The 24,601-nt window shown below is 70.9% G+C and carries 22 protein-coding genes; 14 read left to right on the top strand and 8 right to left on the bottom strand.

What is annotated here, in order from left to right; translation table 11 throughout:
* Positions 1 to 128 precede the first annotated feature (128 nt).
* The gene (gene ftsZ, locus NR792_RS17115; RefSeq protein ID WP_375761095.1) at positions 129 to 1,364 is read left to right on the top strand and encodes a cell division protein FtsZ; all 1,236 of its coding nucleotides are present in this window, start codon (positions 129 to 131) and stop codon (positions 1,362 to 1,364) included.
* A gap of 16 nt (positions 1,365 to 1,380) precedes the next feature.
* On the opposite strand, the gene NR792_RS17110 is transcribed toward ftsZ, so the two are convergent.
* Positions 1,381 to 1,725, bottom strand: coding sequence for a hypothetical protein (locus NR792_RS17110; RefSeq protein WP_375761094.1), 345 nt, complete (start codon positions 1,723 to 1,725; stop codon positions 1,381 to 1,383).
* A gap of 172 nt (positions 1,726 to 1,897) precedes the next feature.
* Between NR792_RS17110 and NR792_RS17105 the strand changes: the two genes are divergently transcribed.
* Genes NR792_RS17105 through NR792_RS17095 form a run of 3 tightly spaced genes read left to right on the top strand, consistent with a single transcriptional unit; the run spans position 1,898 to position 4,292 of the window.
* The gene (locus tag NR792_RS17105; protein ID WP_375761093.1) at positions 1,898 to 3,247 is read left to right on the top strand and encodes an acetyl/propionyl/methylcrotonyl-CoA carboxylase subunit alpha; all 1,350 of its coding nucleotides are present in this window, start codon (positions 1,898 to 1,900) and stop codon (positions 3,245 to 3,247) included.
* A 27-nt stretch (positions 3,248 to 3,274) separates the two neighbouring features.
* A complete protein-coding gene (locus NR792_RS17100; RefSeq protein WP_120552625.1) occupies positions 3,275 to 3,487 on the top strand; it encodes a biotin/lipoyl-binding carrier protein in 213 nt (70 codons plus the stop codon).
* A gap of 40 nt (positions 3,488 to 3,527) precedes the next feature.
* Positions 3,528 to 4,292: an enoyl-CoA hydratase/isomerase family protein gene (locus tag NR792_RS17095; RefSeq protein ID WP_375761092.1), complete on the top strand. Its 765-nt coding sequence runs from the start codon at positions 3,528 to 3,530 to the stop codon at positions 4,290 to 4,292.
* Here NR792_RS17095 and NR792_RS17090 read toward each other — a convergent pair.
* Positions 4,289 to 4,882 (bottom strand): response regulator, encoded by a 594-nt coding sequence (locus NR792_RS17090; RefSeq protein WP_014398871.1) that lies wholly within the window; start codon positions 4,880 to 4,882, stop codon positions 4,289 to 4,291. The genes NR792_RS17095 and NR792_RS17090 overlap by 4 nt on opposite strands.
* A 44-nt stretch (positions 4,883 to 4,926) precedes the next feature.
* A complete protein-coding gene (locus tag NR792_RS17085) occupies positions 4,927 to 6,795 on the bottom strand; it encodes an FHA domain-containing protein (RefSeq protein WP_375761091.1) in 1,869 nt (622 codons plus the stop codon).
* Positions 6,796 to 7,023: 228 nt separating this feature from the next.
* On the opposite strand from NR792_RS17085, the gene NR792_RS17080 reads away from it, so the two are divergent.
* Entirely contained in the window at positions 7,024 to 8,457 is a 1,434-nt protein-coding gene (locus NR792_RS17080; RefSeq protein WP_375761090.1) for a rhomboid family intramembrane serine protease, read from the top strand.
* Between the two features lie 15 nt (positions 8,458 to 8,472).
* Here NR792_RS17080 and NR792_RS17075 read toward each other — a convergent pair whose 3' ends face one another.
* Both NR792_RS17075 and NR792_RS17070 read right to left on the bottom strand, forming a co-directional pair.
* Positions 8,473 to 9,330 carry a hypothetical protein gene (locus tag NR792_RS17075; protein ID WP_375761089.1) on the bottom strand — a complete coding sequence of 286 codons (858 nt, stop codon included), beginning with the start codon at positions 9,328 to 9,330 and terminating at the stop codon, positions 8,473 to 8,475.
* Between the two features lie 7 nt (positions 9,331 to 9,337).
* A complete protein-coding gene (locus NR792_RS17070) occupies positions 9,338 to 10,639 on the bottom strand; it encodes a hypothetical protein (RefSeq protein ID WP_375761088.1) in 1,302 nt (433 codons plus the stop codon).
* A gap of 291 nt (positions 10,640 to 10,930) precedes the next feature.
* Between NR792_RS17070 and NR792_RS17065 the strand changes: the two genes are divergently transcribed.
* From NR792_RS17065 to NR792_RS17050, 4 genes are all read left to right on the top strand, one after another.
* Positions 10,931 to 13,243, top strand: a complete 2,313-nt coding sequence (locus NR792_RS17065; RefSeq protein WP_375761087.1) for an ArnT family glycosyltransferase — start codon at positions 10,931 to 10,933, stop codon at positions 13,241 to 13,243.
* Positions 13,240 to 14,199, top strand: coding sequence for an ABC transporter ATP-binding protein (locus NR792_RS17060; RefSeq protein WP_375761086.1), 960 nt, complete (start codon positions 13,240 to 13,242; stop codon positions 14,197 to 14,199). Before NR792_RS17065 ends, NR792_RS17060 begins: the two co-directional genes overlap by 4 nt.
* A gap of 2 nt (positions 14,200 to 14,201) precedes the next feature.
* On the top strand, positions 14,202 to 15,002 hold the full coding sequence (locus tag NR792_RS17055) for an ABC transporter permease subunit (protein ID WP_375761085.1): 801 nt from the start codon (positions 14,202 to 14,204) through the stop codon (positions 15,000 to 15,002).
* Between the two features lie 197 nt (positions 15,003 to 15,199).
* Entirely contained in the window at positions 15,200 to 16,243 is a 1,044-nt protein-coding gene (locus NR792_RS17050; RefSeq protein ID WP_375761084.1) for an SPFH domain-containing protein, read from the top strand.
* Positions 16,244 to 16,312: 69 nt separating this feature from the next.
* Here the strand turns inward: NR792_RS17050 and NR792_RS17045 are convergent, their stop codons facing one another.
* Complete coding sequence (locus tag NR792_RS17045) at positions 16,313 to 16,852, bottom strand: FHA domain-containing protein (RefSeq protein ID WP_375761083.1); 540 nt, start codon at positions 16,850 to 16,852, stop codon at positions 16,313 to 16,315.
* 90 nt (positions 16,853 to 16,942) lie between these two features.
* Positions 16,943 to 18,559 (bottom strand): chromosome segregation protein SMC, encoded by a 1,617-nt coding sequence (locus NR792_RS17040; RefSeq protein WP_375761082.1) that lies wholly within the window; start codon positions 18,557 to 18,559, stop codon positions 16,943 to 16,945.
* A 149-nt stretch (positions 18,560 to 18,708) separates the two neighbouring features.
* Between NR792_RS17040 and epmA the strand changes: the two genes are divergently transcribed.
* Genes epmA through NR792_RS17025 form a run of 3 tightly spaced genes read left to right on the top strand, consistent with a single transcriptional unit; the run spans position 18,709 to position 21,193 of the window.
* Complete coding sequence (epmA, locus tag NR792_RS17035) at positions 18,709 to 19,722, top strand: EF-P lysine aminoacylase EpmA (RefSeq protein WP_375761081.1); 1,014 nt, start codon at positions 18,709 to 18,711, stop codon at positions 19,720 to 19,722.
* Entirely contained in the window at positions 19,722 to 20,459 is a 738-nt protein-coding gene (locus NR792_RS17030; RefSeq protein WP_375761080.1) for a lysophospholipid acyltransferase family protein, read from the top strand. The genes epmA and NR792_RS17030 overlap by 1 nt, the downstream gene beginning before the upstream one ends.
* A complete protein-coding gene (locus NR792_RS17025) occupies positions 20,456 to 21,193 on the top strand; it encodes an inorganic pyrophosphatase (RefSeq protein ID WP_375761079.1) in 738 nt (245 codons plus the stop codon). The genes NR792_RS17030 and NR792_RS17025 overlap by 4 nt, the downstream gene beginning before the upstream one ends.
* 84 nt (positions 21,194 to 21,277) lie before the next feature.
* On the opposite strand, the gene NR792_RS17020 is transcribed toward NR792_RS17025, so the two are convergent.
* The gene (locus NR792_RS17020; RefSeq protein WP_375761078.1) at positions 21,278 to 21,937 is read right to left on the bottom strand and encodes an MmcQ/YjbR family DNA-binding protein; all 660 of its coding nucleotides are present in this window, start codon (positions 21,935 to 21,937) and stop codon (positions 21,278 to 21,280) included.
* 199 nt (positions 21,938 to 22,136) lie between these two features.
* Between NR792_RS17020 and NR792_RS17015 the strand changes: the two genes are divergently transcribed.
* Entirely contained in the window at positions 22,137 to 23,582 is a 1,446-nt protein-coding gene (locus NR792_RS17015) for a nicotinate phosphoribosyltransferase (protein ID WP_375761077.1), read from the top strand.
* Positions 23,583 to 23,625: 43 nt separating this feature from the next.
* On the top strand, positions 23,626 to 24,597 hold the full coding sequence (locus NR792_RS17010; protein ID WP_375761076.1) for a nicotinamidase: 972 nt from the start codon (positions 23,626 to 23,628) through the stop codon (positions 24,595 to 24,597).
* The last annotated feature ends 4 nt before the right edge of the window (positions 24,598 to 24,601 follow it).

Raw genomic sequence — 24,601 nt, 5'->3', positions numbered from 1 at the left:
ACTCGGGCGCGCAGCAGGGCGCTACAGGCTGGTAGCGGAATACTTGCCAAAGCGCCCGACTTCCTGATGATTGTCGACGGTGGGTGTTTCCGCGGACGGCGCCGCGGTGCTTCCGCCACGAGGACGACATGGACCAGTTCGAGCAGAACAAGCAGGCCGCGAAGATTCGTGTCGTGGGCGCGGGCGGGGCGGGCTGCAACGCGGTCAACACGATGATTCTGTCGAAGCTCGACCGCGTCGACTTCATCGCCGCCAACACCGATGTCCAGGCGCTCGCCGCGAGCAAGGCGCCCACCCGGCTGCAGCTGGGCCAGGCGCTCACCAAGGGCCTGGGCGCGGGCGCCAACCCGGAGATGGGCCGCGAGGCCGCCCTGGAGTCGCGCGATCAGATCGCCGCGGTCCTGGAAGGCGCCGACATGGTCTTCGTCACCGCGGGCATGGGCGGTGGCACCGGCACGGGCGCCGCGCCCATCATCGCGGACATCGCCAAGAGCCTGGGCTGCCTCACGGTGGGCGTCGTCACCAAGCCGTTCCTCTTCGAAGGCAACAAGCGCCGCAAGCAGGCCGAGCAGGGCATCGTGGAGCTCAAGGCCGCGGTGGACACGCTCATCACCATCCCCAACCAGCGCCTGCTGTCGCTCTCCAACGAGCCCATGCCGCTCTTGGAGACCTTCAAGCGCGCGGATGAAGTCCTGCTCAACGCCGTGCAGGGCATCAGCGACCTCATCCAGTACCACGGCTACATCAACGTGGACTTCGCGGACGTGAAGACCATCATGAGCGACAAGGGCCTGGCGCTCATGGGCACGGGCCACGCCTGCGGTGACCGCCGCGCCATCACCGCCATGCAGCAGGCCATCTCCAGCCCGCTGCTGGAGGACGTCTCCATCGACGGCGCCACGGGCCTGCTCATCAACATCACCGGCGGCCGCGACATGACCCTGCAGGAGGTCAACGAGGCGCTGACGCTGGTGCACGACGCGGCGGACGGCGAGGCGGAGATCATCTTCGGGTCGCTCATCGACGAGCAGATCCAGGACGAGGTGAAGATCACCATCATCGCCACGGGCTTCGTGCACCGGGACGCGCCCAAGGCGCGCCCCATGGCGCAGGTGGTCCAGGTGCCGCTCGTCGGCCGTCCCTCCGCGCCGCCCATGGCCCTGTCCTCGCCGCGCGAGGAGGTGGCCAGCCTGGTGCCCGCGAAGAGCACGCCCCGTCCGACCATGTCCACCGTGGAGAACCCCAAGGCCTCCATGCAGAGCGCGCGCACGGCCGTGGTGAAGGACGCGGCGCTGCCCCTGGACGAGGATCAGTTCGACATCCCCACGTTCCTGCGCCGCCAGGGCCAGACGGAGCTGCCGTAACAGGCAGCGAGGGACGCTAGCCGCGGGGGAGGCGGGCGACGCTCGCCGTGCCCCTGCCGGTGAGGCGGTCGCACTTGGTGAACAGTCCGTCCACCTCGTCGTAGAGCGCGTCGATGCGCTCCGACACGCTGGGGGCGGGCAGCAGTCCGTCACCGGACAGCTCCTCCAGGCGGGTGCCGGCGCGCTGCAGCAGCTGCAGGGCCTTGAGCAGCGAGCGGCCCTGCTTCGTGCCGTCGGGCGTGAAGAGGGTGCCGCCCTCGTAGAGCGTCACCAGATTGGCGCGGGTGTCCTGCTGCCGCTGGTTGAGCCGGTTCCGGTACAAGTCCAGACGGCGGGCGCGGCGGGCACCATGCAGGTCCACGACGCTGTGCGTTCCTGTCGAGGGAGGCTTCACGTCGGGCAAGGTACGCCAGGGGTTCGCAAGTCCGCAAATTTACGGGACTGTACGGACCTGTTGCGAGCCTGCCCGAACGCTTGTCAGTCAAGGGGGTGGGGGTTAGTTTGGCCGCCCTTCGTCAAGCCAGGGTGCCAGCATGTTCCAGAAGCTGCTCATCGCCAACCGGGGTGAAATCGCGCGTCGCATCGGGGCCGTGGCCCGGGGCATGGGCGTGAAGACGGTGGCGGTGTACTCGGACGCGGACGTGAACCTGCCCTTCGTGAAGGAGGCGGACGAGGCCGTGCGCATCGGTCCCGCGCCCGCGAAGGACAGCTACCTGAGCATCCCCGCCATCCTGGAGGCCGCGAAGAAGACGGGCGCGCAGGCGGTGCACCCCGGGTACGGCTTCCTGTCGGAGAACGGCGAGTTCGCGCAGGCGTGCGCGGACGCGGGCCTAGTCTTCGTGGGCCCGCCGCCGGAGGCCATGGCGCGGATGAAGGACAAGAGCCAGGCGCGCAAGCTGGTGTCCGCCGCGGGCGTGCCGGTGGTGCCGGGCAGCGACGGCGTGCTGCCGGACGTGCAGAGCGCCCTGGCGGCCGCGGAGCGCATCGGCTACCCGGTGCTGTGCAAGGCGGCCAGCGGCGGTGGCGGCATCGGCATGGCGGCGGCGAAGGACCCCGCGGAGCTGGAGAAGGTCTACCGCCAGTGCACGGACCGCGCGAAGGCCGCCTTCGGCCGCGAGGGCGTGTACCTGGAGCGCTACTTCCCGGCGCCCCGCCACATCGAGGTCCAGATTCTGGGCGACACCCACGGCCACCTCATCCACGGCCTGGAGCGCGAGTGCTCCATCCAGCGCCGGCACCAGAAGGTGGTGGAGGAGGCCCCGTCGGTGCTGTTCGCCAACGGACGCAACGCGGCGCTGGCGGACACGCTCTTCACGGCGGCCGTCAAGGCGGCGAAGGCGTTCGGCTACGCGAACGCGGGCACGGTGGAGTTCCTGTACTCGGACGGGCAGGTGTACTTCATCGAGATGAACGCCCGGCTCCAGGTGGAGCACCCGGTGACGGAGCTGACCACGGGCCTGGACCTCATCGGCTGGCAGCTGCGCATCGCCGCGGGTGAGGAGCTGACGGTGAAGCAGGAGGACGTGAAGCGCAAGGGCGCGGCGCTGGAGTTCCGCATCTACGCGGAGGACCCGGTGAAGTACTTCCCGTCCCCCGGCCCGCTGAAGGTGTTCCAGCCGCCCACGGGCGAGGGCGTGCGCCTGGACTCCGGCTACGCGGAAGGGGACGTGGTGACGCCGAACTACGACCCGATGATCGCCAAGCTCATCATCAGCGGCGCCACGCGCGACGAGGCCATTGCCCGCGCGGTGACGGCGCTGGAGTCCTTCCGCATTGAAGGCATCAAGACGAACATCCCGCTCCACCTGCGCATCCTGAAGGACCCTGCCTTCAGCGCCGGTGAGCTGGACACGCACTTCCTGGATCATCACGCGAAGCCTTAAGTATTCCCACCCGAGGAGGGACGGTTCATGGCGGACGTTGCGGCGCACATCACGGGCACGGTGTGGAAGATCGAAGTGAAGGTCGGCGACAAGGTGGATGCCGGCACGACGCTGGTCATCCTCGAGTCCATGAAGATGGAGATGCCCGTGGAGGCCGAGGAGGGCGGCACGGTGAAGGAGATCCGCTGCAAGGAAGCGCAGGCGGTCAACGAGGGCGACGTCCTCGTGGTGCTCGGGTAGTCACGCGCTTCACTCAGGGGGACGGGGAGCAAGGCCAGGGATGGAGCCCACGCTGGAGGTGGAGGATCGCGAGGGCGGTGTCCGGGTGCTCACCGTCTCCAACCCGTCGCGGCGCAACGCGCTGAATGACGCGCTGCTGGCCCGGCTGGACGCGGCGCTGGAGCCTGCCGGCCACGTGCGCGCGCTGCTGGTGCGCGGCCAGGGCGGGCACTTCTGCGCGGGCTATGACCTGACGCACCTGGGCCCGCCGGGCGCGGACGGGCGGCTGCCAGATGACCTGCTGGTGGCGTGCCTGCTGAAGCTGGAGCGGCACCCGGCGCCGTCGGTGGCGCTGGTGCAGGGCGGCGCGGTGGGCGCGGGCTTCGACCTGGCGGCCTCGTGCGACTTCCGCGTGGGCGCGGGCGACGCGTTCTTCCTCATGCCTCCAGCGCGGCTGGGCATCGTGTACTCGCCGGAGGGGCTGACGCGGGCGGTGCGGCTTCTGGGGCTCTCACGCGCCAAGCAGCTGTTCCTCACCGCGCGGCGGCTGCCGGCGTCGGAGGCGCTCGCGTGGGGGCTCCTGGACGAGTGCCCCGACGACGCGGAGGGGCGCGCGCTGGCGCTGTGCGCGACGCTGGCCGCGGGGGCGCCGAAGGCGGTGTCGGGGATGAAGGAGGCGTTCGGGCTGCTGGCGCGCTCCGGGTTGTCTCCGGAGGACGTCGCGCACCTGCGTCAGGTGCGCGGCGAGGCGTTTGGCAGCGAGGATGCGAAGGAGGGGCGCGCGGCCTTCCTGGAGAAGCGCGCGCCCCGGTTCAACGGTCGCTAGGTGTCGCCGAACAGCTCGCCCATGCGCAGCTGGAGCGCGGAGGCGATCTTGTAGAGCGACGAGATGGACGCGGAGGACTCCGCGCGCTCAATCTGGGACAGCAGGGACACGGACAGTCCGGTGCGGCGGGCCAGCTGCTTGAGCGTGAGCTCCTGCGTCTTGCGCGCGTCGCGGATGGTGCGGCCGATGGCGCGGTGCAGGTCCGCTTCCGGGTCCTGGGACAGGCCCTTCTTCTGCAGCGCGTTGCGCACGGCGGCCGTGAACTGCTCCGGCTCCATGGGCTTCTTCACGTAGTCGGACGCCTGCGCCTTGAGCGACGCGACGGCCGTGTCCACGGTGGGGTAGGCCGTGGCGACGATGACCGCGATGTCCGTGTCGTACTTGCGGATGAGCTCCAGCACTTCGGTGCCGGACATCTGCGGCATCATCATGTCGAGGATGACGAGGTGGAAGTCGGAGCCCCGGAGGATGTCCACCGTCTGCGTGGGGTCCGTGGTGGTGACGACCTCGTAGCCTTCACGGGTCAGCACCAGCTTGAGGTAGTCGCAGTTGTCCTGCTCGTCATCAACTACCAGGATGCGAATCTGCACAGCGTCTCCTCGCTGCAGGGTTGAGGGAAGTGCTGCGGGGGGGACTACTCGCCATTGCTCGAGGCGGGGGGATTGGGCGTCTGGGGCGTCGCTGCATTGCCATCACCCTTCAGACTGTTGCTGCTCAGGACCTTGATGACGCGGTCCCGCTTGGGGTAGCCCTCGGGCGTCAGCCTGAGGAACTGCTCGTAGTGCCGCTCGCTCTTCTTGAAGTCCTTGGCCTTGGCGTACAGCACGCCGAGCATCAAGTGACACTCAGGAACCTTCGGGGCGATCCGGGCGCAGTCCTCGGCAGCCGCCAGCGCCCCCGGAAGGTCGTTCGCCTTGTTCAGGTCGTTGACCTCGGTTTGAACCTGGTTGATCAGGGTCTTGTCCTTATCGAAGTCGGCGGCGGTCTTGCCTTTCAGGACCGCGGACCTGGATTCGGTCGGACTGCCCGCTGCTGCCGCTGCCGCCTCGGCGCGCTGGGCCTCTTCGACCTGCTTCTTCAGCGTCTCGTAGCGGGTGTTGAAGGACTCGATCCTCGAGGAGAAGCCCTTGAGGGCGGTGACCGCCTTGGTGGTCTGCGTGTTCTGGAGCGCCGCTTCGGCCGCGTCCAACAGGCCCCAGGCCTTGTCTTCGGCTTCGAGCTTCCGCTGGAAGTCCTTCGCCTTGCTGGCCGGGTAGCCCTTCGCCTGCTGCAGCGAGTTCAGCGCCGCGCGAGCCTTGTTGAGCTCCGCGGCCGCCAGCGCGGTGTCGAACTCCTGCTCCAGCGCCTTCGTGTCGACAGGAGCGGGCTCGGGAGGCTTCGTGTCCGGAGTCGCGGGCGGATTCGCGGCCATGGCCTCCGTGGGCTTCGTCGTGGGAGGCGGCTCCGGGACCGGCTGCGGATCCGCGGCGACCACGGGCGGAGGCGCGTCCGGCGGCTTGGGCAGCAGGTCCTGCCCCTTCACCACGAAGAGCGCCGCGCCCGCGCCAATGGAGAGGAACACGATGACCGCGGCCACCCACATCTTCTTGGAGCCGCTGCGCTCCTGCGCGGCGATGTCTTCCGCCAGCGAGCCCGGCCCCACGAAGCGCAGCTTCACGTGGCCCATCTCGATGATGTCGCCGTGGGCGAGCGTCGCCTGGGCGTAGCTCTCACCGTTGACCGACAGCCCGTTGGCCGACTGCATGTCGATGACGCGCCACTCGCCGGTCTCCTCGCGCACGATCTTCGCGTGCGTGCGGGACAGCGAGCGGTGGTCCAGCGCCACGTCGTTCTCCGACGTGCGGCCGATCCGCAGCTCCGTGCGGTTGCAGTCGTACTCCTGGCCCTTGAACTCGTTGGGGGCGAGCACCAGCAGCCGGGGCTGCTCGTCCTCCGGCACGCGCTCCACGCGCCGGGGCCGGTCCGCCTCCATCTGGTCCATGCGGATGATGGACGTGGCGTTGCGGCGCGCCTCCGCGGACACCGGCGTGTGGCCCGGCTCGTCGCCGTCCTCATCCTCGGGGTCCTCCGCCTCGTCCTCGCCATCCACCATGGTGTCGCGGGGGGCGGGGCCTCCGCGCTCGTCGTCGTCCTCCTCCGGTTCCGGCTCCGGCCGGCGGGAGGCGGGCACCTTGGCGGTGATGGCGCCAGTGGGGGCGCCAGCGTTGGCCGCGCCCTCGACCTGCAAGGCCAGATCGTAGTCGCCGATCTGGATGAGGTCGCCCTCCTTGAGAGGGAGCTGGCCTGCGACGCGTTCGCCGTTGATCCGGGTGCCGTTGTAGCTCCCCAGGTCTTCGAGCACGACGTGTCCATTGAGGCGCACCAGCCGGGCGTGTCGACGTGACACGTTCCGCTCGGTCAGGCGGATCGTGTTGCCCTCCTGACGGCCAATGGTGATTTCGTCGCGCACGAAGGGAACAACGGTCTTGCGCCCCTCGTCGTCTTCGATGATGAGCTTCAGCACGGGTCCGGTCCGAGTACAGCTATAGCAGAATGCCCTTTGCCGAGACAAGCCATGTATCCCCCGAGAACGACAGGGTTTTTCGCCCATCCCAGGGGCAGGGAGGCACTGTTGTCCATCGGTCGATTGGCCGGAAAGGGTGGGGAGCGCAGGATACCGGGGCTCACGATAGCGCTGATCGCGGCCCAGGCCATTCTGTACGCAATGGTGGCGTCCGGCGGGTCGCCCGGGGTGGACGCGTTGATCCGCTGGGGAGCCAAGTCGGGCCCCCTGGTGACGGACGCGGGGCAGGGCTGGCGGCTCTTGTCGGCCAACCTCCTGCACCGGGACGCCCTGCACCTGGGCCTCAACCTGCTGGTGTTCGCGGGGGTGGGCACGGCGGTGGAGCGCGCGTGCCGGTGGTGGGACTACGTGGCGCTGCTGGTCGTGTCGGGGCTGGCGACGATGACGGGCTCGCTCTTCTGGTCGCCGGCGGTGAGCGTGGGCGCGTCGGGGTGGGTGTTCGGCTGCGTGGGGGCGCTGCTGGTGCTGGGGCGGCGGGCTCGCAACGGCCCGGGGGCGCGCTTCCGGTGGTTCTCCGGGGAGAACGCGCTGCCCACGGTGCTCGTCTTCCTGTGGCTCGGGTGGACGAGCGTGGGCGTGGACAACGCGGGGCACCTGGGGGGGCTGATGTCGGGGCTGCTCGTGGGCGTCCTCCTGCGCTCGCGGGCGTGGGGGCCGGGGCTTTCGCGGGCGGCGTCACTGGTGGGGCTCGCGGTGCTGGGCGCGGCGGTGGTGGTGACGGAGCGGTCGGGGTGGCGGGTGGAGCGCGACGACGGCTTCGGGGTGGCGGTGTCGCTGCCGGAAGGGTGGCGCCGCGAGGAGGATGGCCAGGGCCGGCGGGCCTTCTCCAACGGCCTGACGGGCCTGGGGCGGGCCACGCTCACGGCGGAGGCCATCGAGGCGGGTGAGCCGGGGGACGGCTCCGCGCAGGCCCGGCACTTCCTGGACGAGTCGCTGGTGCCCGGCAGGGCGGGGCCCGAGGGGCGCACGGTGTCGGTGGGCGCCGTGGAGCCCGCGTCGCTGGGGGGCAGGCCCGCACAGCGGATCCGCGCGGAGCTGGACGGGGCACACGGGCGGACGCACCTGGTGGCGTGGTTCGTGCCACGCGGAGAGTGGGTGTACCGGCTCGTCTTCACCTGGCCGCAGGCCTATCCGGCCTATGCGCGGGTGGTGGAGCGGATGACGGCGGACGTGCGCTTCGAGGAACCCGCGAGCCTGCGGGTCGCCCGAGCGCGGGCGCTGCTGGTGCCGGGGGTCGCGGGACCGCTGCGGGAGCTGGGCCATTCGCTGCGCAGATGGGGGCTGGCGGCCGACGCGGTGGAGCCCCTGGCGTCTGCGGTGCGGCTGGCGCCGACGCAGGTGGACACCCGGGTGGAGCTGGCCCGTGCGTACTTCGAGTCCGGGCAGGTGGAGGCGGGCTGTCACGCGGCGGAGGAGGCGCGGGTGTACGGGCCGTCCGACACGGGCGCCCTGGAGGCAGGCGTGCGCTGCGCGCTGGCGCGAGGGGACACCGCCGGGGCCCTCTTGCGCCTGGAGGAGGCTCGCCGCGTGGATCCGCGGGATGCGCGGCTGCGCGCGGCCGAGGGCGCCTTGAAGGCCGCGCTCGAGCCGCACGGGCCGTAGCGGGAGGGCGCCGCTTCAGCGCTCGCCGAACGGACGCACCGCGAGCCCCGCGCCCAGCATCCCTTCATCGCGCCGGAAGAGCCCCGCGTCGTTCCTCACGCCCGTGGCCGTGAGCCGCACGAACACCGGTGCATCGTTGACCGCGAGGAGCACGTGCTCCAGCGCGACCTCGCCGCGCGCCCGGAACCGGGCGCCGCCATCGAGCTCGAAGCTCCAGCCCGCGAGCCCCGTCGCACGCAGCGCCCACCGGCCGTCCCGCGTCTCCCAGCCCGCGTCGAGCAGCAGGGACGTGAAGGGGGACACCTCGTGCCGGGTCCCGTCCGGCGCATGGCGCAGGGCATGGCTCGCGGCGGGGCCCACGGCGAGCCAGCCCCAGTTGGCGTTCGTGCGAAGCGGATCCAACAGCAGCCCCACGCGGCCCGTCTCCAGCGTCCAGCCCGCTCCCTCCCATGTGCGCCGCTCCAGGTGCGCCGCGCGCGCGGCGAGCGCCACGTCGAACGGGAAGGGGATGCGCCGGGGCCGCCCGATGGAGACGAGGATGGAGCCCTCCTCCACGTGCCTGCGCAGCAAGCCCTCGTAGGCGGTGAAGGTCAGTCCCTTCCGCTCGCCGCCCCACGCCTCCGTCATGAGCAGCCGGTGCGAGTCGAACCACAGCGAGTCCGCCTTGCTGCCGCTCGAACGGTCCGCGCGCACCAGGAACCCCGTGCGCACGGCGAGGGCCTGCGTGTCGTCCTGCACGCGCAGCGCGGTGCCCAGCACCCAGCCGGTGCCGGGGTCGAAGCAGGTGGGGAACGGCTCTCCGGCCGCCGTCCGGCCCTCACACGACAGGCCGGGCACGGTGCCCAGGAGCAATGCCAGCGCGAGCGCCACCATGCCGGGCCTAGCCCTTCCCAGGCGACGACTTCGGCGCGGACCTTCTCGCCGGGGCCCACAGCGAGAAGCGCAGGCCCGCCTGCGCGGACCACGCCCAGCCCTCGGGTGCGTTCGCCACGTCGTCGCGCCACGTCCCGCGTCCGTCCAGCGTCAGGCTCACGGGCTGGTCGTTGATGGCCAGCAGGATGACCTCGTAGCCCGCGCGCAGCCGCAGCCGCTCCGGACGCAGGGGCCGGCCGTCCACGGCTTCCGCGAGCAGCACCTTCTGGGCCTCCGCGCCGAATCGCACGTGGTGGAAGCCGTCCCGGTCCAGCGTGAGGTCCCCCTCCAGCGCCGCGGCGGGAACGAGCGTGAAGAAGCCGTTCGTCCGGTCGCGCTCCACGGAGGGGCCCGCGCGCACGCGCACGTAGGACACGAGGTCGCTCGAGTGCCACAGGTCCAGCGTCACGTGGGTCGCCGCCAGGGAGAGGAAGTCCGCGTGCACGTCCTCGCGGCGCACCTGCTCGCCGTGGAGCACCTCCATCCAGAAGCCCAGGTTGGCGTAGACGTCGAAGCGCCGGGGGCGGCCGTAGAAGGTCGTCACCCGGAAGAGCGGCGCGTCGTGCTGGCTGCGGAAGTCGTAGCGCAGGAGCGTGGCCTCGTAGGACGCCGCGTCGCCCAGGTACAGCTCCGTGTCCAGGAGCGTCATCCGGTGCAGCCGGTCGGAATCGCCGGGCCACTCCAGGTCCACGCCGAAGTCCACGCGCACGCGCTCATCCACGCCGTCCGTCTCACGCAGCCAGCGCGGCGCCCACGCTCCGCCCAGGTAGACGCGCCGGTGCAGGTCGAAGTTGAACTGGAGCACCCGCCCGCGCTCGTCGCGGTACCAGCCCGGCGGCGCCTCCGCGATGGCGGGCACCAGGCGGTACTCGCGCGCCTTCTCCGTGGGCATCAGGTGCGGCACGCACCAGTCCACCCGGTCCAGGGGCTGGTCGCTCTCATGCCCCTGCGAGTCCAGCACCTGGGCGGGCGACACCAGGCACTCCTTCTTCTCCTCGTCGCAGCGGGCGCGCCACTGCCCGGAAGGCACGGCGGGCGTGGGCGGCAGTTTGAGGCACAGCGCCCGCGCGTCGTAGCGTTGCTGGGGAGACGAGGCGGTTGGCACGGCCATCTGGAAGTCCCACGGCTCCGGCTCCGCGGGCGGCTCCGGCTCCGCGGGCGGCTCCGCGGCCTGCGTTGTCTCCACGGGCGCTTCCGGCGCCGCCACCTCCGGCTCCGACACCTGCCCGAGCAGGAGGGCACACCCCAGGGTCACCGCTGAGACCAGCATCACTGCTCCTCATGAGCAGCCTTCCGCGCTCCGGCCACGCGGTCAGGCTTCGTGATGGGGAGCCCTTACAAGGCCCGTGCCCCTGGCTGGAGGACGGGCTTCCGCGGACTTGCCCGTGCGGCTGTGCAGGCGCCTGCACAGCACCTGTGCACTCGGAGGCGCGCGCACTGGCGCGAGAACGACGCACCCCCTTCCAGGTCGGTCGACCGGCGGGGGTGGTGGGGGTATAAGCCCCCCGGCCCCAGGCGGTGCACGGTGGGCCCGTCCCGGACGACGAAGGAGCACGCGCGCGTGGCAAGCGACGGCGAAAAGAACTCGCAGGGGGACTCCACCTTCACCCAGGCCATCCTCGGTGAGGACACCCTGACGTCTTCATGGGCGAAGCGATGGCTGGCCCTGTCCTTCAGCACGCGCGTGGTCCTGGCGACCGCGGGCTTCGCGGCGCTGCTCTTCGTGCCCTACCTGGGCGCGGTGGGCCTGTGGGACCCCTGGGAGACGCACTACGGCGAAGTGGGCCGGGAGATGATCCAGCGCAGCGACTACGTCTATCCCTTCTGGGAGAACGCGTGGTTCTTCTCCAAGCCGCCGCTCACCATGTGGATGCAGGCCCTGGGGATGAACCTCGTCGGCGCGCTCCGGGGCGACGGCGCCATGGGCCTCTACACGGAGTGGGGCATGCGCATGCCCTTCGCCCTCCTGAGCATCACCGCCGTGGCGCTCTTGTCGCTGGCGGTGGCGCGGGTGGTGAGCATGCGCGCGGGCCTGGCCACGGGCTTCGTGCTGGCCACCATGCCGCTGTACTTCCTGCTCACCCGGCAGACCGTCACCGACACGCCCTTCGTCACCACCTTCGTGTGCGCCATGGCGTGCGCGCTCATCGGGCAGCTGGACGACACCACGAAGCACCGCGCTGGCTGGTGGTACGCGTTCTACGTCTTCGCGGGCCTGGCCACGCTGGCCAAGGGCCTCCTGGGCGTGGGGCTGCCCGCGGTCATCCTGGTGCTGTACGCGGCCGCCGCCGTCATCCCGTGGAGCCGCGAGAGCCTGGAGGCGCACCTGCGCTGGCTGGCCAGCGGTGAGGTCCGCGCCCAGGTGCGCGCGGGCACGCGGACCATGCCGGTGCTGTGGGCGCAGATGTACCGGATGAAGCTGGGCACGGGCATCCTCGTGTTCGCGGCGGTGGCGGTGCCCTGGTACCTGACGCTGTGCCTCTTCGACGGCGTGGACGACGAGGGCAAGCTGTTCTGGTACCGCTTCTTCATCCACGACCACCTGAACCGCCTCACCGCGGGCGTGCACACCACCACGCCGGGCGGGTCGTTCACCTACTTCATCGAGCAGGGCGGCTTCGCCATCTTCCCGTGGGTGGCGCTCTTGCCCGGCGCGTTCGCGGTCGTGTCGCGCCTCAAGCTGCGCTCGCGGGACAAGGCGGACCACCTGGCGCTCATCGCCGTGCTGTGGGTGGCGTTCGCGTTCTACCTGCTGGCCTCCAGCGCGACGAAGTTCCACCACTACGTGTTCCCGGTGCTGCCGGGCCTGGCCATCCTCTGCGCGCTGTTCGTGGACCGGCTGTGGAAGGACGGCATCTCCGAGCACGCCGTGAGCCTCATCTTCGGCCTGGTGCTCTTCATCCTGGTGGGCAAGGACCTGTCGGAGAACCCCAAGGACTTCACCGACCTGTTCGTCTACAACTACGACCGGCCCTATCCGCAGGACCTGGTCACCCGGCCCATCGCGTTCTTCTCCTCGCGCCCGCTGTGGATGGGGGACCTGGTGACGCTGGTGCTGCTGGCCTTCGGCGTGTACCTGGCCTTCGACGCGTTCTCCTCCAAGGTGAAGCAGGCGCGTCCGGCCGCCGGGCGCGCCATCGCGCTGGGGCTCCTGCTCACCGGCGGGGCCACGCTGGCCGCGGTGGCCACGCAGGGGCAGGTGTCCGCGATGGGGCTGTGGGGCGTGGCGCTGCTGGCGCTCGCGGGCTTCCTCATCTGGCAGGCGTCGCGGCCGGAGGAGGCTCCGGGGCGCACGGTGCTCCAGGCGGTGGGCTTCGGCGTGGCGCTGGTGGGCGTGGCGCTGGCGGTGCGCGGCTTCCGGGGCCCGCCCGCGTCGGACGCGCTGTTCAAGGCCCTGTCCGGCACCATCAACGTGAAGGTGGGCATGGGCTTCGCGTTCGGCGTGGCCGGCGTGCTGGCGGTGGTGGCCGCGCTGCAGCGCTCGCGCGTGCTGCTGTTCAGCACGTTCTGGGGCCTGGCCGCGGCGTTCGCGCTCTGGTTCAACTGGGGCCACTGGGTGGACCTGTCCCACCACTGGACGCAGCGCGACCTGTTCTGGCGCTACTACAACCAGCGCCAGGCGGGAGAGCCCATCGCCGCGTACATGATGAACTGGCGCGGGGAGACGTTCTACTCGCGCAACACGGTGGAGCAGTTCCGCGCCAGCGACTCCGCCACGCGCATGCGCCAGTTCGCGGCGCGCCCCGGCCGCGAGTGGGCGCTGGTGGAGCACAACCGCGTGAACCTGCTGAGGAGCGCGGTGGGCTCCGACAAGACCGTCACCCTCGTCGACCGGGACATCAACAACAAGTTCGTGCTGGTGACCATCGAGTGAGCCGCCCCCTGCCCGTCGCTCGCGTGGAGTCCCCCGTGGAGGGAGGCCTGCGCGTGCGCGGGCTGGCGAAGCGCTTCGGCGAGCGCACCGCCGTGGAGGACCTCACCTTCGACGTGCGGCCCGGTGAGGTGTTCGGCCTGCTGGGCCCCAACGGCGCGGGCAAGACGACGACGGTGCGCATGCTGACGGGGCTGCTCAAGCCCTCCAGCGGCGACGCGGAGGTGTGGGGCCACTCCGTCACGCGCGACGGTGAGGCGCTGCGCAAGGTGGTGGGGCTGCTCACCGAACAGCCCGGGCTCTACGACCGGCTCACCGCGCGGGAGAACCTGCGCTTCTTCATGAAGCTGCATGAGCTGGACGAGTCCGTCGCGTGGCCCCGCGCGAAGCACTACCTCGACCGCTTCGGGCTGGGCGGCCGCGAGGACGACCCGTGCGGCGGCTTCAGCAAGGGCATGCGCCAGAAGCTGGCCATCGTGCGCACGCTGGTGCACGACCCGCGCGTCATCTTCCTGGACGAGCCCACCAGCGGCCTGGACCCCGAGTCCGCGCGCACCGTGCGCGACGCGGTGGCGGAGCTGGCCTCCGAGGGGCGCACCATCGTCCTGTGCTCGCACAACCTGGCGGAGGTGGAGCGGCTGTGCGAGCGCGTGGCCGTCGTGCGCCGCCGCCTGCTGGCGCTGGGCCCGGTGCGCGAGCTGCGCCGCGCGGGGCAGGCGCTGGACGTGCGCGTGGAGGGCGACGCGGAGGCCTTCCGGCCCGCGCTGGCGGCGCTGCCGTTCACGCCCAACGTGCTGGTGGAGGGGGGCCGCCTGCGGGTGATGGTGGCGGACGAGGCGCAGGCGCCGGACGTGGTGGCGTGCCTGGTGGGCGCGGGCGCGCGCGTGCACAGCGTGGTGCCCGCGCAGCGGCCGTTGGAAGAGGTGTACCTGGACCTGCTGCGGGAAGAGGAGACGTGAGCATGGCCTTCCGGCCGCGACGCGCGTTGGCGGTGTTCTGGAAGGACTCGCTGGACCTGCGCAAGAACGTGGGCCTGCTCGCGTCCATGGCGGTGCTGCCGCTGGTGATGGTGACGGTGCCCATCGGCGTGGTGTGGACGTACGTGCGGCAGCCGGACCACTCCGACCTGCGCACGGTGGCCCTCTTCTACGACCCCACGCTGCCCCTGGGCGCGAGCGCGGCGCGCTTCCTCATCGACAAGTCGCTCACGGACTGGTTCGGCATGTTCCTGGTGATGCCCGTCTTCATCCCCATCCTCATCGCGTCCCAGAGCGTGGCGGGGGAGAAGGAGCGGCGCACGCTGGAGCCGCTGCTCGCGTCGCCCGTGTCCGCGGCGGAGCTGGTGGCGGGCAAGAGCCTGGCCGCGCTGGTGCCCGCGGTGATGATGACCTGGTTCGCCTTCGCCCTGTTCTGCGTGGGCGTGGACTGGGTGGCGTGGCCGCTGGTGGGCGCGCCGCTGATGCCCAACGCACTGTGGGGCTTTGGCGTGTTCGTGCTCGCGCCGCTGTTCGCCTTCTTCGGCAACGGCGTCGCGGTGCTCATCTCCGCCCGGGTGAGCGAGGCGCGCATGGCGCAGCAGCTGTCCGCGCTGGTGGTGCTGCCGCTGGTGGGGCTGGTGGGCGGGCAGGTGGCGGGCGTGCTCAAGGCGGGCCTGGGGTACTACGCCATCCAGGGCGCGGTGGTGCTGGTGCTGGACCTCATCCTGCTGGGGGCCAGCATCCGGCTGCTGGACCGGGAACGTCTGGTCAGCCGCTGGGGTTGAGTCACAGGCGGGTTGGCGAGTGGACTGCCAGTGGGCCGGCCGGACGGGCAGGCGCCCGTGAAGCTGGTATGTTCCAGGAGAGGATGCCGGGGGAAGCGCGGTGGCGCTTTCGCGCTGGCGGCCCCGCATTTAGGGGTTGGGGATACGAAGCTTTGAAGACCTGCCGCCCAGGCGGCCACGGAGGCGCTGAAACAGACATGGGGATCTTCGACAGCATCAAGGGCGAGGCGCAGCGGAACTTCATCGCCCGCGCGGACAGCGCGAAGGGCGAGATCGTCTACAAGTATCCGGAGAAGAACGTCCGGATGAAGACGCAGCTCACCGTGGACGCGGATGAGGTGGCGCTGTTCGTCAAGGACGGCAAGGTGGAGGGGAAGCTGGGGCCCGGCCGTCACACGCTGGACACCAACAACATCCCGTTCCTGTCGCGCCTGCTGGAGGGCTTCACCGGCGGCAACATGTTCATGGCGGAGATCTTCTTCGTCTCCAACCGCGAGCACACGGGCGTGAAGTTCGGCGGCCCCATCGGTGACGTGCGCGACCCGGAGACGGGCCTGGGCATCGGCACCATGGTGTACGGCGACTTCTCCATCCGCGTGACGGAGCCGGAGAAGCTCGTGGTGGGCCTCGTCGGCATGGGCCGCGCCTCCAACGAGGAGTTCCTGGGCTGGTTCAAGGGCCAGGTGCTCAAGGTGACGCGCGACCGCACCGCCGAGCTGCTGGTGAAGAAGAAGTGGCCGCTGCTGGACGTGACGAGCGGCGCCTACGTGGAGGAGATGGAGCAGGAGATCCTCGCCGGCCTCAAGCCGCACGTGGACACCTACGGCCTCACCATCGTCCGCATGGGCAACTTCGTCGTCAGCATCAAGCCCGAGGACGAAATCACCCTGAAGAAGCTGTCCAAGGACGTCGCGTACTCGCGGCTGGCCGGCGGCTTCCAGCAGTACGCGCAGGGTCAGGCGATGCTCGGCGCGTCCGAGGGCATGGCCAAGGGCGGTGGCGGCTCCGACGGCGCCATGCAGGGCATGGGCATGGGCATGGGGTTCGGCATGGCGCAGATGTTCGCCAACCAGCAGAACCAGCAGCAGCAGCGCCCCGCGGAGCCCGCGCAGGCGGCCGCTCCGGCGGACACGCGCAGCCCGGCGCAGCGGCTCAAGGAGATCAAGGAGCTGAAGGACGCGGGCGTGCTCTCCGACGAGGAGTACAACGCCAAGCGCGCGGAGCTGATGAAGCTGCTGTAGTCCCCGCGCGGACCTGGAAGTGAAGTGAGGGCCCTGTCTCCCGAAGCGTGGAGGCGGGGCCTTCGCGTTTCAGGGGGCAGGCGTGCCCGGCACGGCGAGGCGCAGGTGTTGGTGCAGCGTCTCCGCGCGCAGGTAGAGGAACTGCACGTCGCCGAAGGCGAGCGTGGCGCCGTCGTGGAGCATCACCTGGGCCTTGAAGCCCAGGGGCGCGCCGTTGATGAAGGTGCCGTTCATGGACTGGGCGTCGCGCACGGAGAAGTCCCCGGCGCCCGCGTTCCAGCGCAGGGTGGCGTGGTGCTGGGAGACGGAGGGCTCCGGCACCATGAGGTCGCACGTGTCGGTGCGGCCCACGGTGAACTCCTCGCCGTCCTGGTTCGGCTGAAGGAAGTGCACCTCCAGGTTGTCGAAGTCGCGCAGCATCGCGAGCAGCCGCTCCCCCATGCGCGAGCGGTGCGCCATGCCCACCGTGCGCATGCCCACCATGGCCGGGGCCACGGCGAGGAAGGCGGACTCCACGGGCTGCTGGATGAGGGCCACGGAGCCGGACGCGGACCGGAAGGACTCCAGCGAGGCCCCCGCGAAGGGACGGAGCTGTTTCACGGACACCATGGCTGAGGACCCTACGTGCAACGGGTGGGAACGGGAAGGGCCCGTTAGGGCTCGGGCGGCGGGCTCGGGCAGCGGGCCCGGGCGGCGGGCCTAGGAGGGCAGGGGCGTGGCCGGAGGCCGGGGCATCTCCGGAACCGCGGCCGGCGTCGCGCCGGGGGCCGCGGGAGCGGGCGGCGAAGGCGTGTCGTCCAGCCGGCGCAGGTCCAGCTTCATGGGCACCTGGAGCGTGGTGCTCAGGCGCAGGAGCAGCACGTCCGGCGCGAGGCCGTTCTCGCCCAGCGCCTGCGTCAGCTCGCGCGCGGAGGGCGCGGTGCCCCGGGCCCAAAGCTCCTTGAGGAACGCGCCCGCCTCCGGGGCGCGCCACCACGCCGGGCCGAAGCGCGCCTTCAGCTGCCCCTGCAGCTGCCCCGCCAGGAACCACGCCCGGAAGCTGTCGGCGGACTGGTAGAAGTCCTCCTGGTCCACGAGGTAGCGCTCCACGTCGTCCGCCGTCATGGGCATGGCGCCGGTGCGGGCCATCAGCGCGCGGTACAGCTCGCGCGGATCCACGTCCGTGCGGCGGTGCAGCTCCAGCTGGTAGAGCAGCCGTCCCGCCGCGTGGCGGATGAGGTACAGCTTGTGCGCGCTGGAGGCCGCCAGGTACTGGGCGCGCTTGTCCGCGTCCCCCAGCACGCCCGCGTTCTCCTCCAGCCACACCGGGTCCTCCAGCAGGTCCTCGAAGAGGGCGGAGTACGCCTCGCCCACGGTGGGGTTGCCCAGCCGCGCCAGCTCGAAGCGCTGCTCCTGCGTGAAGGCCGTGTGCAGGAGGTGCCCCACCTCGTGCAGCACGCGGCCCTGGTGCAGCACGCCCGTGCCGGGCTTGAAGGACAGCCGCACGTCGGACGGCACCTTCACCGCCATGGCCAGCGGGCGCGGGTTCTTCTGGGGCAGGTCGCGCGCGTCCACCTTCACGTTGGGCAGCGCGTTCAGGTCGATGCCCAGCCCCGCCACGGTGGCCTGCGCCTTCGCCAGCGACTCGCCCTTGGGGAACGCGTCCTCCACCTCGCGCGAGCGGAACAGGCGCGGGATGTCCGCGCGGGTAATTTGCGCGAAGGGCAGCCCCAGCTCGCGCTGGGAGAGCCGCTCCATCACCAGCCGGTACGGCTCCTGCGTGGCCTGGAGCACCTCCTCCGCCAGCTGCGCCAGCCGCTCCAGGTCCGCCTGGCGCAGCTCGCTGCCGAAGGCCTCGTAGGACTCGAAGCCCATCTGCTTCACCAGCTCGCCGGTCTTCGCCTCGCGGCGCAGGAGCGTCTGGTTGAGGCGGGTGAGGGCGGGCGTGGCCGCCGCGTAGAGCGCCCTGCGCTTGAGGGCGCTCTTCTCGTTGGCGAGCAGCCGCTCCAGGTCGTGGTAGCGCACCTCGCGCCCGTCCACGCTCAGCTTGAGCGACGCCTCCAGGTTGGCGGACGCGTCGTTGTACTCGGCCAGCTCGCGCGCCAGGAACTCACCGGCGAAGTGGCCGTGGAGCGCGGTGAGGGCGCGCAGCTCGCGCGGGTCCTTCGTCAGGTGCCTCAGCCGGTCGATGCGGCGCAGGTTCTCCAGGCTGAAGAGGTCCTGCTTGCCGCTGTAGGTGGCGGCGATGTCCACCGCCTTGCCCTCCGTCCAGTAGTCCCAGACGAGCCGGTGCTGCTCCTCCAGCAGGAGCGCGGCCTCCGTGGAAAGGGCGTTCACCTCCCCGGTCAGTTGTGCTTCCTCGCTGGGAGGGGGGACCACCACCGGGGGCGGCGCCTTGTGACAGGCGCTCAGCAAACACACGGCGGCGGCGAGGAGGGACGGAATCCTTGGGGACATGGGCCGCCCATGTTACTTCCGACCTGCCGATGCCCAACGTAAACCCATGGCGGGCGGCCCGAGGACGCCAGGGCCTGTACTCCGCCCTGCGTCAGTTCTTCGCCGGCCAGGGCTACCTGGAAGTGGAGACGCCGCTGCTCGTGCCCACCCCCGGCATGGAGCCGTACATCTCCCCCTTCGAGACGCCCTTCGTCCCGGAGACGGACCTGGGCAAGGCCCGCACGCTCTACCTGCACACCAGCCCCGAGTACGCGATGAAGCGCCTGCTCGCTCAAGGGGCCGGGCCGCTGTTCCAGATCTGCAAGGTCTTCCGGAATGGCGAGGTGTCCCAGACGCACAACCCGGAGTTCACACTCCTGGAGTTCTACCGGCCGCACGCGGACTACCACGCCATCATGGACGACCTGGAGGGCGCGCTGGCCCAGGCGGGCCGGGCGGCGGCGGAGGCGAAGGAAGGGGAGCCCGGCGCGGATCCCTCCTTCTTCACGCGCACGCCGTACGAGCGGGTGACGGTGCGCGACGCGGTGCTGCGCGCCACGGGGGTAGACATCCACGTGCACGCGGACGGCGCGTCGCTCAAGCGGGCGGCGGAGGCCGCGGGCGTGCGCACCGGGGACGCGACGTCCTTCGACGACGTCTTCTTCCACCTGTTCCTGCAGAAGGTGGAGACGGGCCTGGGCCACGAGCGGCCCACCTTCCTCATCGAGTACCCCGCGTCCATGGCGGCGCTGTCCCGGCTGAAGCCCGGCGACCCCCGCGTGGCGGAGCGCGTGGAGCTGTACGCGAAGGGGCTGGAGCTGGCGAACGGCTTCTCCGAGTTGACGGACGCGGCGGAGCAGCGCGCGCGGCTGGTGGAGGAGCAGGACCTGCGCCGCAAGCTGGGCCGCGCCGTGTATCCCCTGGACGAGCGCTTCCTGGAGGCGGTGGGCCGCATGCCGCCTTCGGCGGGCATCGCCGTGGGGCTCGACCGAATCCTCATGCTGCTGCTCGGGGTCCAGCGCATCGAGGACGTCCTCCTGTTCCCCGCGCACGGGTTCGTCTGATGCTCAAGGTGCTCCAGACGGTGTTCGCCGGCTCGGCCACGGTGGGCCTCACGGGCGTGACGTCCGCGACGGTGACGGTGCTGTCCGGGCTGAAGCAGCACCCGGCGGCGGACCGGGTGCTCGGGGCCTGGGGGCGCTCGGCGCTCGCGGCCGCGGGCGTGCGGCACGAAGCCTTCGGCCTGGAGAACATCCCCCGCGAAGGCAACGTCGTCTTCGTGAGCAACCACCAGTCGCACTTCGACGCGATGGTGAACTTCGCGCACATCGACAAGCACACGCGCTACGTCGCCAAGGCGGAGCTCTTCAAGGTGCCCGTGTTCGGCCGGGCCATGCGCGTGGCGGGCAACATCCCCGTGCAGCGCACGGGCGGCGCGGATGACCGGGCCCGGCTCCAGGAGGCCGTGACGGCGCTGCGCGAGCGCGTCAGCGTGCTGTTCTACGCGGAGGGCACCCGCAGCCCGGATGGCGAGCTGCGGCCGTTCAAGAAGGGCGCCGCCACGCTGGCCATCCAGGCGCAGGTCCCCGTCGTCCCCATGGCCATCTCCGGCACCCGGCTCATCCTTCCCAAGGGCGGCCGGGCCATCCAGTGGGGCCAGCGCGTGGCGCTGGTGGTGGGCAAGCCGGTGCCCACGCAGGGGCTGACGCTGGATGACCGGGATACCCTCACCCGCCGCCTGGAAGAAGCGGTGGCCGGGCTGTACGCCGAGGCGCGCCAACGCTCGGGAGACACTCCATGAAGAAGACAACCCAGACCACGTCGCAGGCCCATCCCTGGCATGGCATCTCGCCCGGGCCGGAGGCTCCTGAAGTCGTCACCGCGTACATCGAGATCGTCCCCACGGACGCCGTGAAGTACGAGATGGACAAGGAGTCCGGCATCCTGATGCTGGACCGGCCGCAGCGCTTCAGCAGCCAGTGCCCCACGCTCTACGGCTTCATCCCGCGCACGTACTGCGGCGAGCAGGTGGCGAAGCGCTGCGCGGAGCGCACCGGCCACAAGGACATCCACGGCGACGGTGACCCCATCGACATCTGCGTGCTGACGGAGAAGGCCGTCTCCAACGGCAACCTGCTGGTGCACGCGGTGCCCGTGGGCGGCTTCCGGATGGTCGACGGCAACGAGGCCGACGACAAGATCATCGCGGTGCTGGAGTCGGACCTCGTCTACGGCGAGCTCCAGTACATCGCCCAGCTGCCGCGCCCGCTGCTGGACCGCCTGAAGCACTACTTCCTCACCTACAAGCAGATTCCCGGTGAGGGAAAGCGCAGCGTGGAGATCGCGGAGGTCTACGACCGGCAGGAGGCGATGGAGGTCATCCGCCGCAGCATGCGCGACTACGACAAGCTGTTCGTGGAGCCGGAGGCGAAGCCCGCGAAGAAGGCCGCGCCGGCCGCCCGCCGCAAGGCCCCCGCGACCAGGGCGCCGGCTGGCAAGGCGCCGTCGGGCCGGGGCGCTCGCGGCGGGAAGTAGCCCGTCTTCAAGCAGGTCCTGACGCGCGGGAAGGGAGCGGCCGGTGGGCCCCCCTCTTCCGCGCGTTCTCTTTTTCGCGCGCTCCTACGAGCGGCGGGCGCGCTTGGGCGCGGAGGCGGCGGGGCGCTTGCCGCGGGCCGGGGCGGCGGGCTTGCGCGCGACCTTGGCCTTGGCGGCGGGGGCGACCTTGGCGGCCTTCGTGGCGGCCTTCTTGGCCACGGTCTTCACGCGGGCGGCGGCCTTCTTGGCCACGGTCTTCACCTTCGCCACGACCTTCTTGGCGGTCTTCTTCACCGGGGCCGCGGCCCGGCGCGCGGAGGCCTTCTTGCCCGCGGCGGCCTTGGACGGCTTGGCGGCGGGGCCGGGGACGGCGGTGCCCCGCGCGGGGAGCTGATCCACGAGCTTCTTCGGCGCGATGGCGCGGTAGCTCTCGTCGATCCACGCCTTGATGACGGGCACCGGCACCTGCGAGGCCTCGTCGAAGTGGGCGGTCACCCAGCCGCTCTTGCCCAGGCCGTACTCGGTGGGCTCCGTGAAGGGCAGCGTGAGGGCGGCGTCCTTGGAGTCGGGCAGCTTGGCGGAGAGGTTCAGCTTCTCGCCGTCGACGGTCATGAAGAGGAAGGTCTTGTCGTTGACCTTCATCGCGCGGTGGCCCCAGGGAAAGTCCTCGTGGGCGCCGGGGTAGCTCATCGCATGTTCGCGCAGTACCGCTTCGACCTTCTGCGTCTCGTTCTCTGCGGGCATGGGCACCTTGCTTCGTTGTGAGTCGTGACAGCTTAACCGGACCTGTCGCATCCGGCGCATTCCCCAATGTGTCTGTTCTAGGAGGAAAGGCGGGTGACAGGCCACCCGTGGTTTCCCGCATCCGTCGGAACCCTTGGTCCTAGGTGCCGGGTGGGGGGCACGCATAGTCTCGGGGTCAACGATAAGGAGCCGCTTCCCGATGCCCCAGTCTCTGCTCGCCACGGATGGCTACAAGTTCAGCATGGCGGAGGCCGGCTGGCCCCTGCGGAAGGAAACGTTCTACTACTCGCACCGCAAGGGCGGGCCCCAGGTGATGCCGCTGGACCTGGAGGCCTGGGTCCGCGCCCTCCTGCCGGAGCCGCAGGCGGAGGACTACGCGTTCCTCGCCCGGCACGACTACGAGATGGGCGTGGGCTTCAAGGCCGCCATCCTGCGCAAGGAGCGGCTGTCCGTGCGCGCCATCCCGCGGGGCGCGCTGTTCCTGCCGCGCGAGCCCATCCTCACGATTACCGGCCCCTCCGCGCTGGTGTCCTGGCTGGAGCCGATGCTGTTGCAGCTCAACTACCGCGTCCAGGTGGCCACGCAGGCCTTGCAGGACCGCGAGGCGCTGGCGCGCACGCTGGCCACGGTGTCGTGCGAGGAGGAGAAGCGAATCGCCCTGGAGACGCTGGACCAGGTGGGCGTGCGGGCCGTGTCCATCCGCGTGGACCCGGAGGGCTACCAGCAGCGCGTGCGGGCGCAGGTGAAGGAGCTGGTGGACATCGTGGAGGACCCCTCGCGCATCTTCGAGGTGGGCCTGCGCGCGGCGACCTGTCTGGAGCAGCACGAGCTGGCCCTGCGCGCGTGCCAGGAGGCGGGCGTGCAGCGCACGAGCAACGTGGAGGGCGCGCGCGTGCTGAACATGATTCCCGTGGGCACCATGGGCCACGAGCATGTGCAGCGCTACGGCTCCGACGACGCGGCCTACCGCGCGATGCACGAGCGCAGGCCGCAGCGCTCCAGCTACCTCCTGGACACCTTCGACACGCTGACGTCGGGCATCCCGGCGGCGTTCAAGCTCATCTCCGAGGAGCCGCAGGGCGGGGACTCCATCCGGTTCGACTCCGGGAACAAGAAGCTCCAGTACCTGTACGCGGTGACGCGCGCGCGGGACCTGGGCATCAAGCCGGTCATCATCCTGGAGGACGGCCTGGACGCGCAGATGACGCGCGAGTTCGAGGAGCTGCGCAAGCAGGTGGGCTGGGAGCCGACGACGCAGTTCTACGGCTACGGCGGCCACATCGTCGCGCGCACCATGTCCCATGCGCTGACGCGCGACCGGGTGGCGGCCATCTACAAGCTGTCGTGCTCGGGCGCGACGCCGGTGATGAAGTTCGGCAACGAGCTGGCGGAGGGCAAGCAGAGCGTGCCGGGCACGCCCGTGCTGTTCCGCCGCCGCACGGGCTCCGGGCCGCTGGGGCTGGTGGGGCAGGCGGGGGAGGCGACGCCCCAGGGCTACTTCCCGCTGATGGAGTCGGCCGCGTCGGCGCCGTCGCTGGTGGGGTCCGAAGGCCTGACGCCGGAGGAGCAGCGCATCGGGTACACTGCCACCACGCAGGCGCTGGTGGAGTCCATCACCCGGCGCCACTTCCCGCAGGGCCGCTGACGTCAGGCGCGGCGGCTGTTGGCGGGCCTGGAGAGGACGTCTCATGTCGCTGCCCCCACCCCGGTTCCACGACGACGCACGCGCCGGTCAGCTCTACCTGGAGCGCGTGGCGGAGGTCTCCCAGGAGGCCCACCGCTACGCGGCCGAGCACCGCGTGCGTCCGGCCCGCGAGGACCGCTTCCGCATCGCGGCGTTCGGCATCGACGCGCAGGTGGCCTTCTGCACGCCGGGCGCGAGCCTCTTCGTCCCGGGCGCGGTGGAGGACACGCAGCGCACGCTGCGCTGGCTGTACACGCACCTGGACCGGCTGACGGGGCTCGTGTTCTCGCTGGACACGCACCGGGCCTTCCAGATCTTCCATCCGGCGTGGTGGAAGGACGCGGAAGGCCGTCCGCCCGCGCCCATGACGGTCATCACCGCGAAGGACGTGCGGGAGGGCCGCTGGCGGGCGACGCGCCATCCGGAGGAAAGCCTGGCGTACTGCGAGGGGCTGGAGGCGAGCGGCCGGTACGTGCTGACCATCTGGCCTTACCACGCGCTCCTGGGCGGGCAGAGCCACGCGCTGGTGCCCGCGATGTACGAGGCGAGCCTCTTCCACGCGCTGGTGCGGGACACGCCCACGCACTTCGAACTGAAGGGCGAGCACCCGCTGACGGAGAACTACTCCGTGATGGCGCCGGAGGTGACGGAGGTGAAGGGCCAGCGCGTGGGCGAGTTCAACGCGCGGCTGATGGAGCACCTGATGACGTTCGACCGCGTGTACGTCTTCGGGCAGGCCAGCTCGCACTGCGTGCTGTCCACGCTGCGCGACCTGCAGCAGTACCTGGAGCGCACGGACAGGTCGAAGCTCCAGCGCATCCACATCCTGGAGGACGCGATGAGCCCCGTGCCCGCGCCCCCGTTGCAACCGCTGCCCCCGGGCCTGGACTTCCCGCGCGTGGCGAAGGAGGCGCTGGAGGGCTTCCGCGCCGCCGGAATGCGCGTGGTGCGGACGACGGATCCGCTGGACCCGTAGCGCG

This window comes from Corallococcus exercitus, from assembly GCF_042231735.1.
Lineage (GTDB): Bacteria > Myxococcota > Myxococcia > Myxococcales > Myxococcaceae > Corallococcus > Corallococcus exercitus_B.
The sequence above is the reverse complement of the archived record's forward strand: the minus strand, read 5'-3'. Positions and strand labels throughout refer to the sequence as shown.

Bases quoted from the DNA above. Each gene is read 5' to 3' on its own strand.
- NR792_RS17105 (WP_375761093.1), top strand. From the start codon at position 1,898: ATGTTCCAGAAGCTGCTCATCGCCAACCGGGGTGAAATCGCGCGTCGC.
- NR792_RS17050 (WP_375761084.1), top strand. From the start codon at position 15,200: ATGGGGATCTTCGACAGCATCAAGGGCGAGGCGCAGCGGAACTTCATC.
- NR792_RS17030 (WP_375761080.1), top strand. From the start codon at position 19,722: ATGCTCAAGGTGCTCCAGACGGTGTTCGCCGGCTCGGCCACGGTGGGC.
- NR792_RS17025 (WP_375761079.1), top strand. From the start codon at position 20,456: ATGAAGAAGACAACCCAGACCACGTCGCAGGCCCATCCCTGGCATGGC.
- NR792_RS17100 (WP_120552625.1), top strand. From the start codon at position 3,275: ATGGCGGACGTTGCGGCGCACATCACGGGCACGGTGTGGAAGATCGAA.
- NR792_RS17095 (WP_375761092.1), top strand. From the start codon at position 3,528: ATGGAGCCCACGCTGGAGGTGGAGGATCGCGAGGGCGGTGTCCGGGTG.
- NR792_RS17055 (WP_375761085.1), top strand. From the start codon at position 14,202: ATGGCCTTCCGGCCGCGACGCGCGTTGGCGGTGTTCTGGAAGGACTCG.
- ftsZ (WP_375761095.1), top strand. From the start codon at position 129: ATGGACCAGTTCGAGCAGAACAAGCAGGCCGCGAAGATTCGTGTCGTG.
- NR792_RS17045 (WP_375761083.1), bottom strand. From the start codon at position 16,852: ATGGTGTCCGTGAAACAGCTCCGTCCCTTCGCGGGGGCCTCGCTGGAG.
- NR792_RS17010 (WP_375761076.1), top strand. From the start codon at position 23,626: ATGTCGCTGCCCCCACCCCGGTTCCACGACGACGCACGCGCCGGTCAG.
- NR792_RS17075 (WP_375761089.1), bottom strand. From the start codon at position 9,330: ATGGTGGCGCTCGCGCTGGCATTGCTCCTGGGCACCGTGCCCGGCCTG.
- NR792_RS17070 (WP_375761088.1), bottom strand. From the start codon at position 10,639: ATGCTGGTCTCAGCGGTGACCCTGGGGTGTGCCCTCCTGCTCGGGCAG.
- epmA (WP_375761081.1), top strand. From the start codon at position 18,709: ATGCCCAACGTAAACCCATGGCGGGCGGCCCGAGGACGCCAGGGCCTG.
- NR792_RS17015 (WP_375761077.1), top strand. From the start codon at position 22,137: ATGCCCCAGTCTCTGCTCGCCACGGATGGCTACAAGTTCAGCATGGCG.
- NR792_RS17020 (WP_375761078.1), bottom strand. From the start codon at position 21,937: ATGCCCGCAGAGAACGAGACGCAGAAGGTCGAAGCGGTACTGCGCGAA.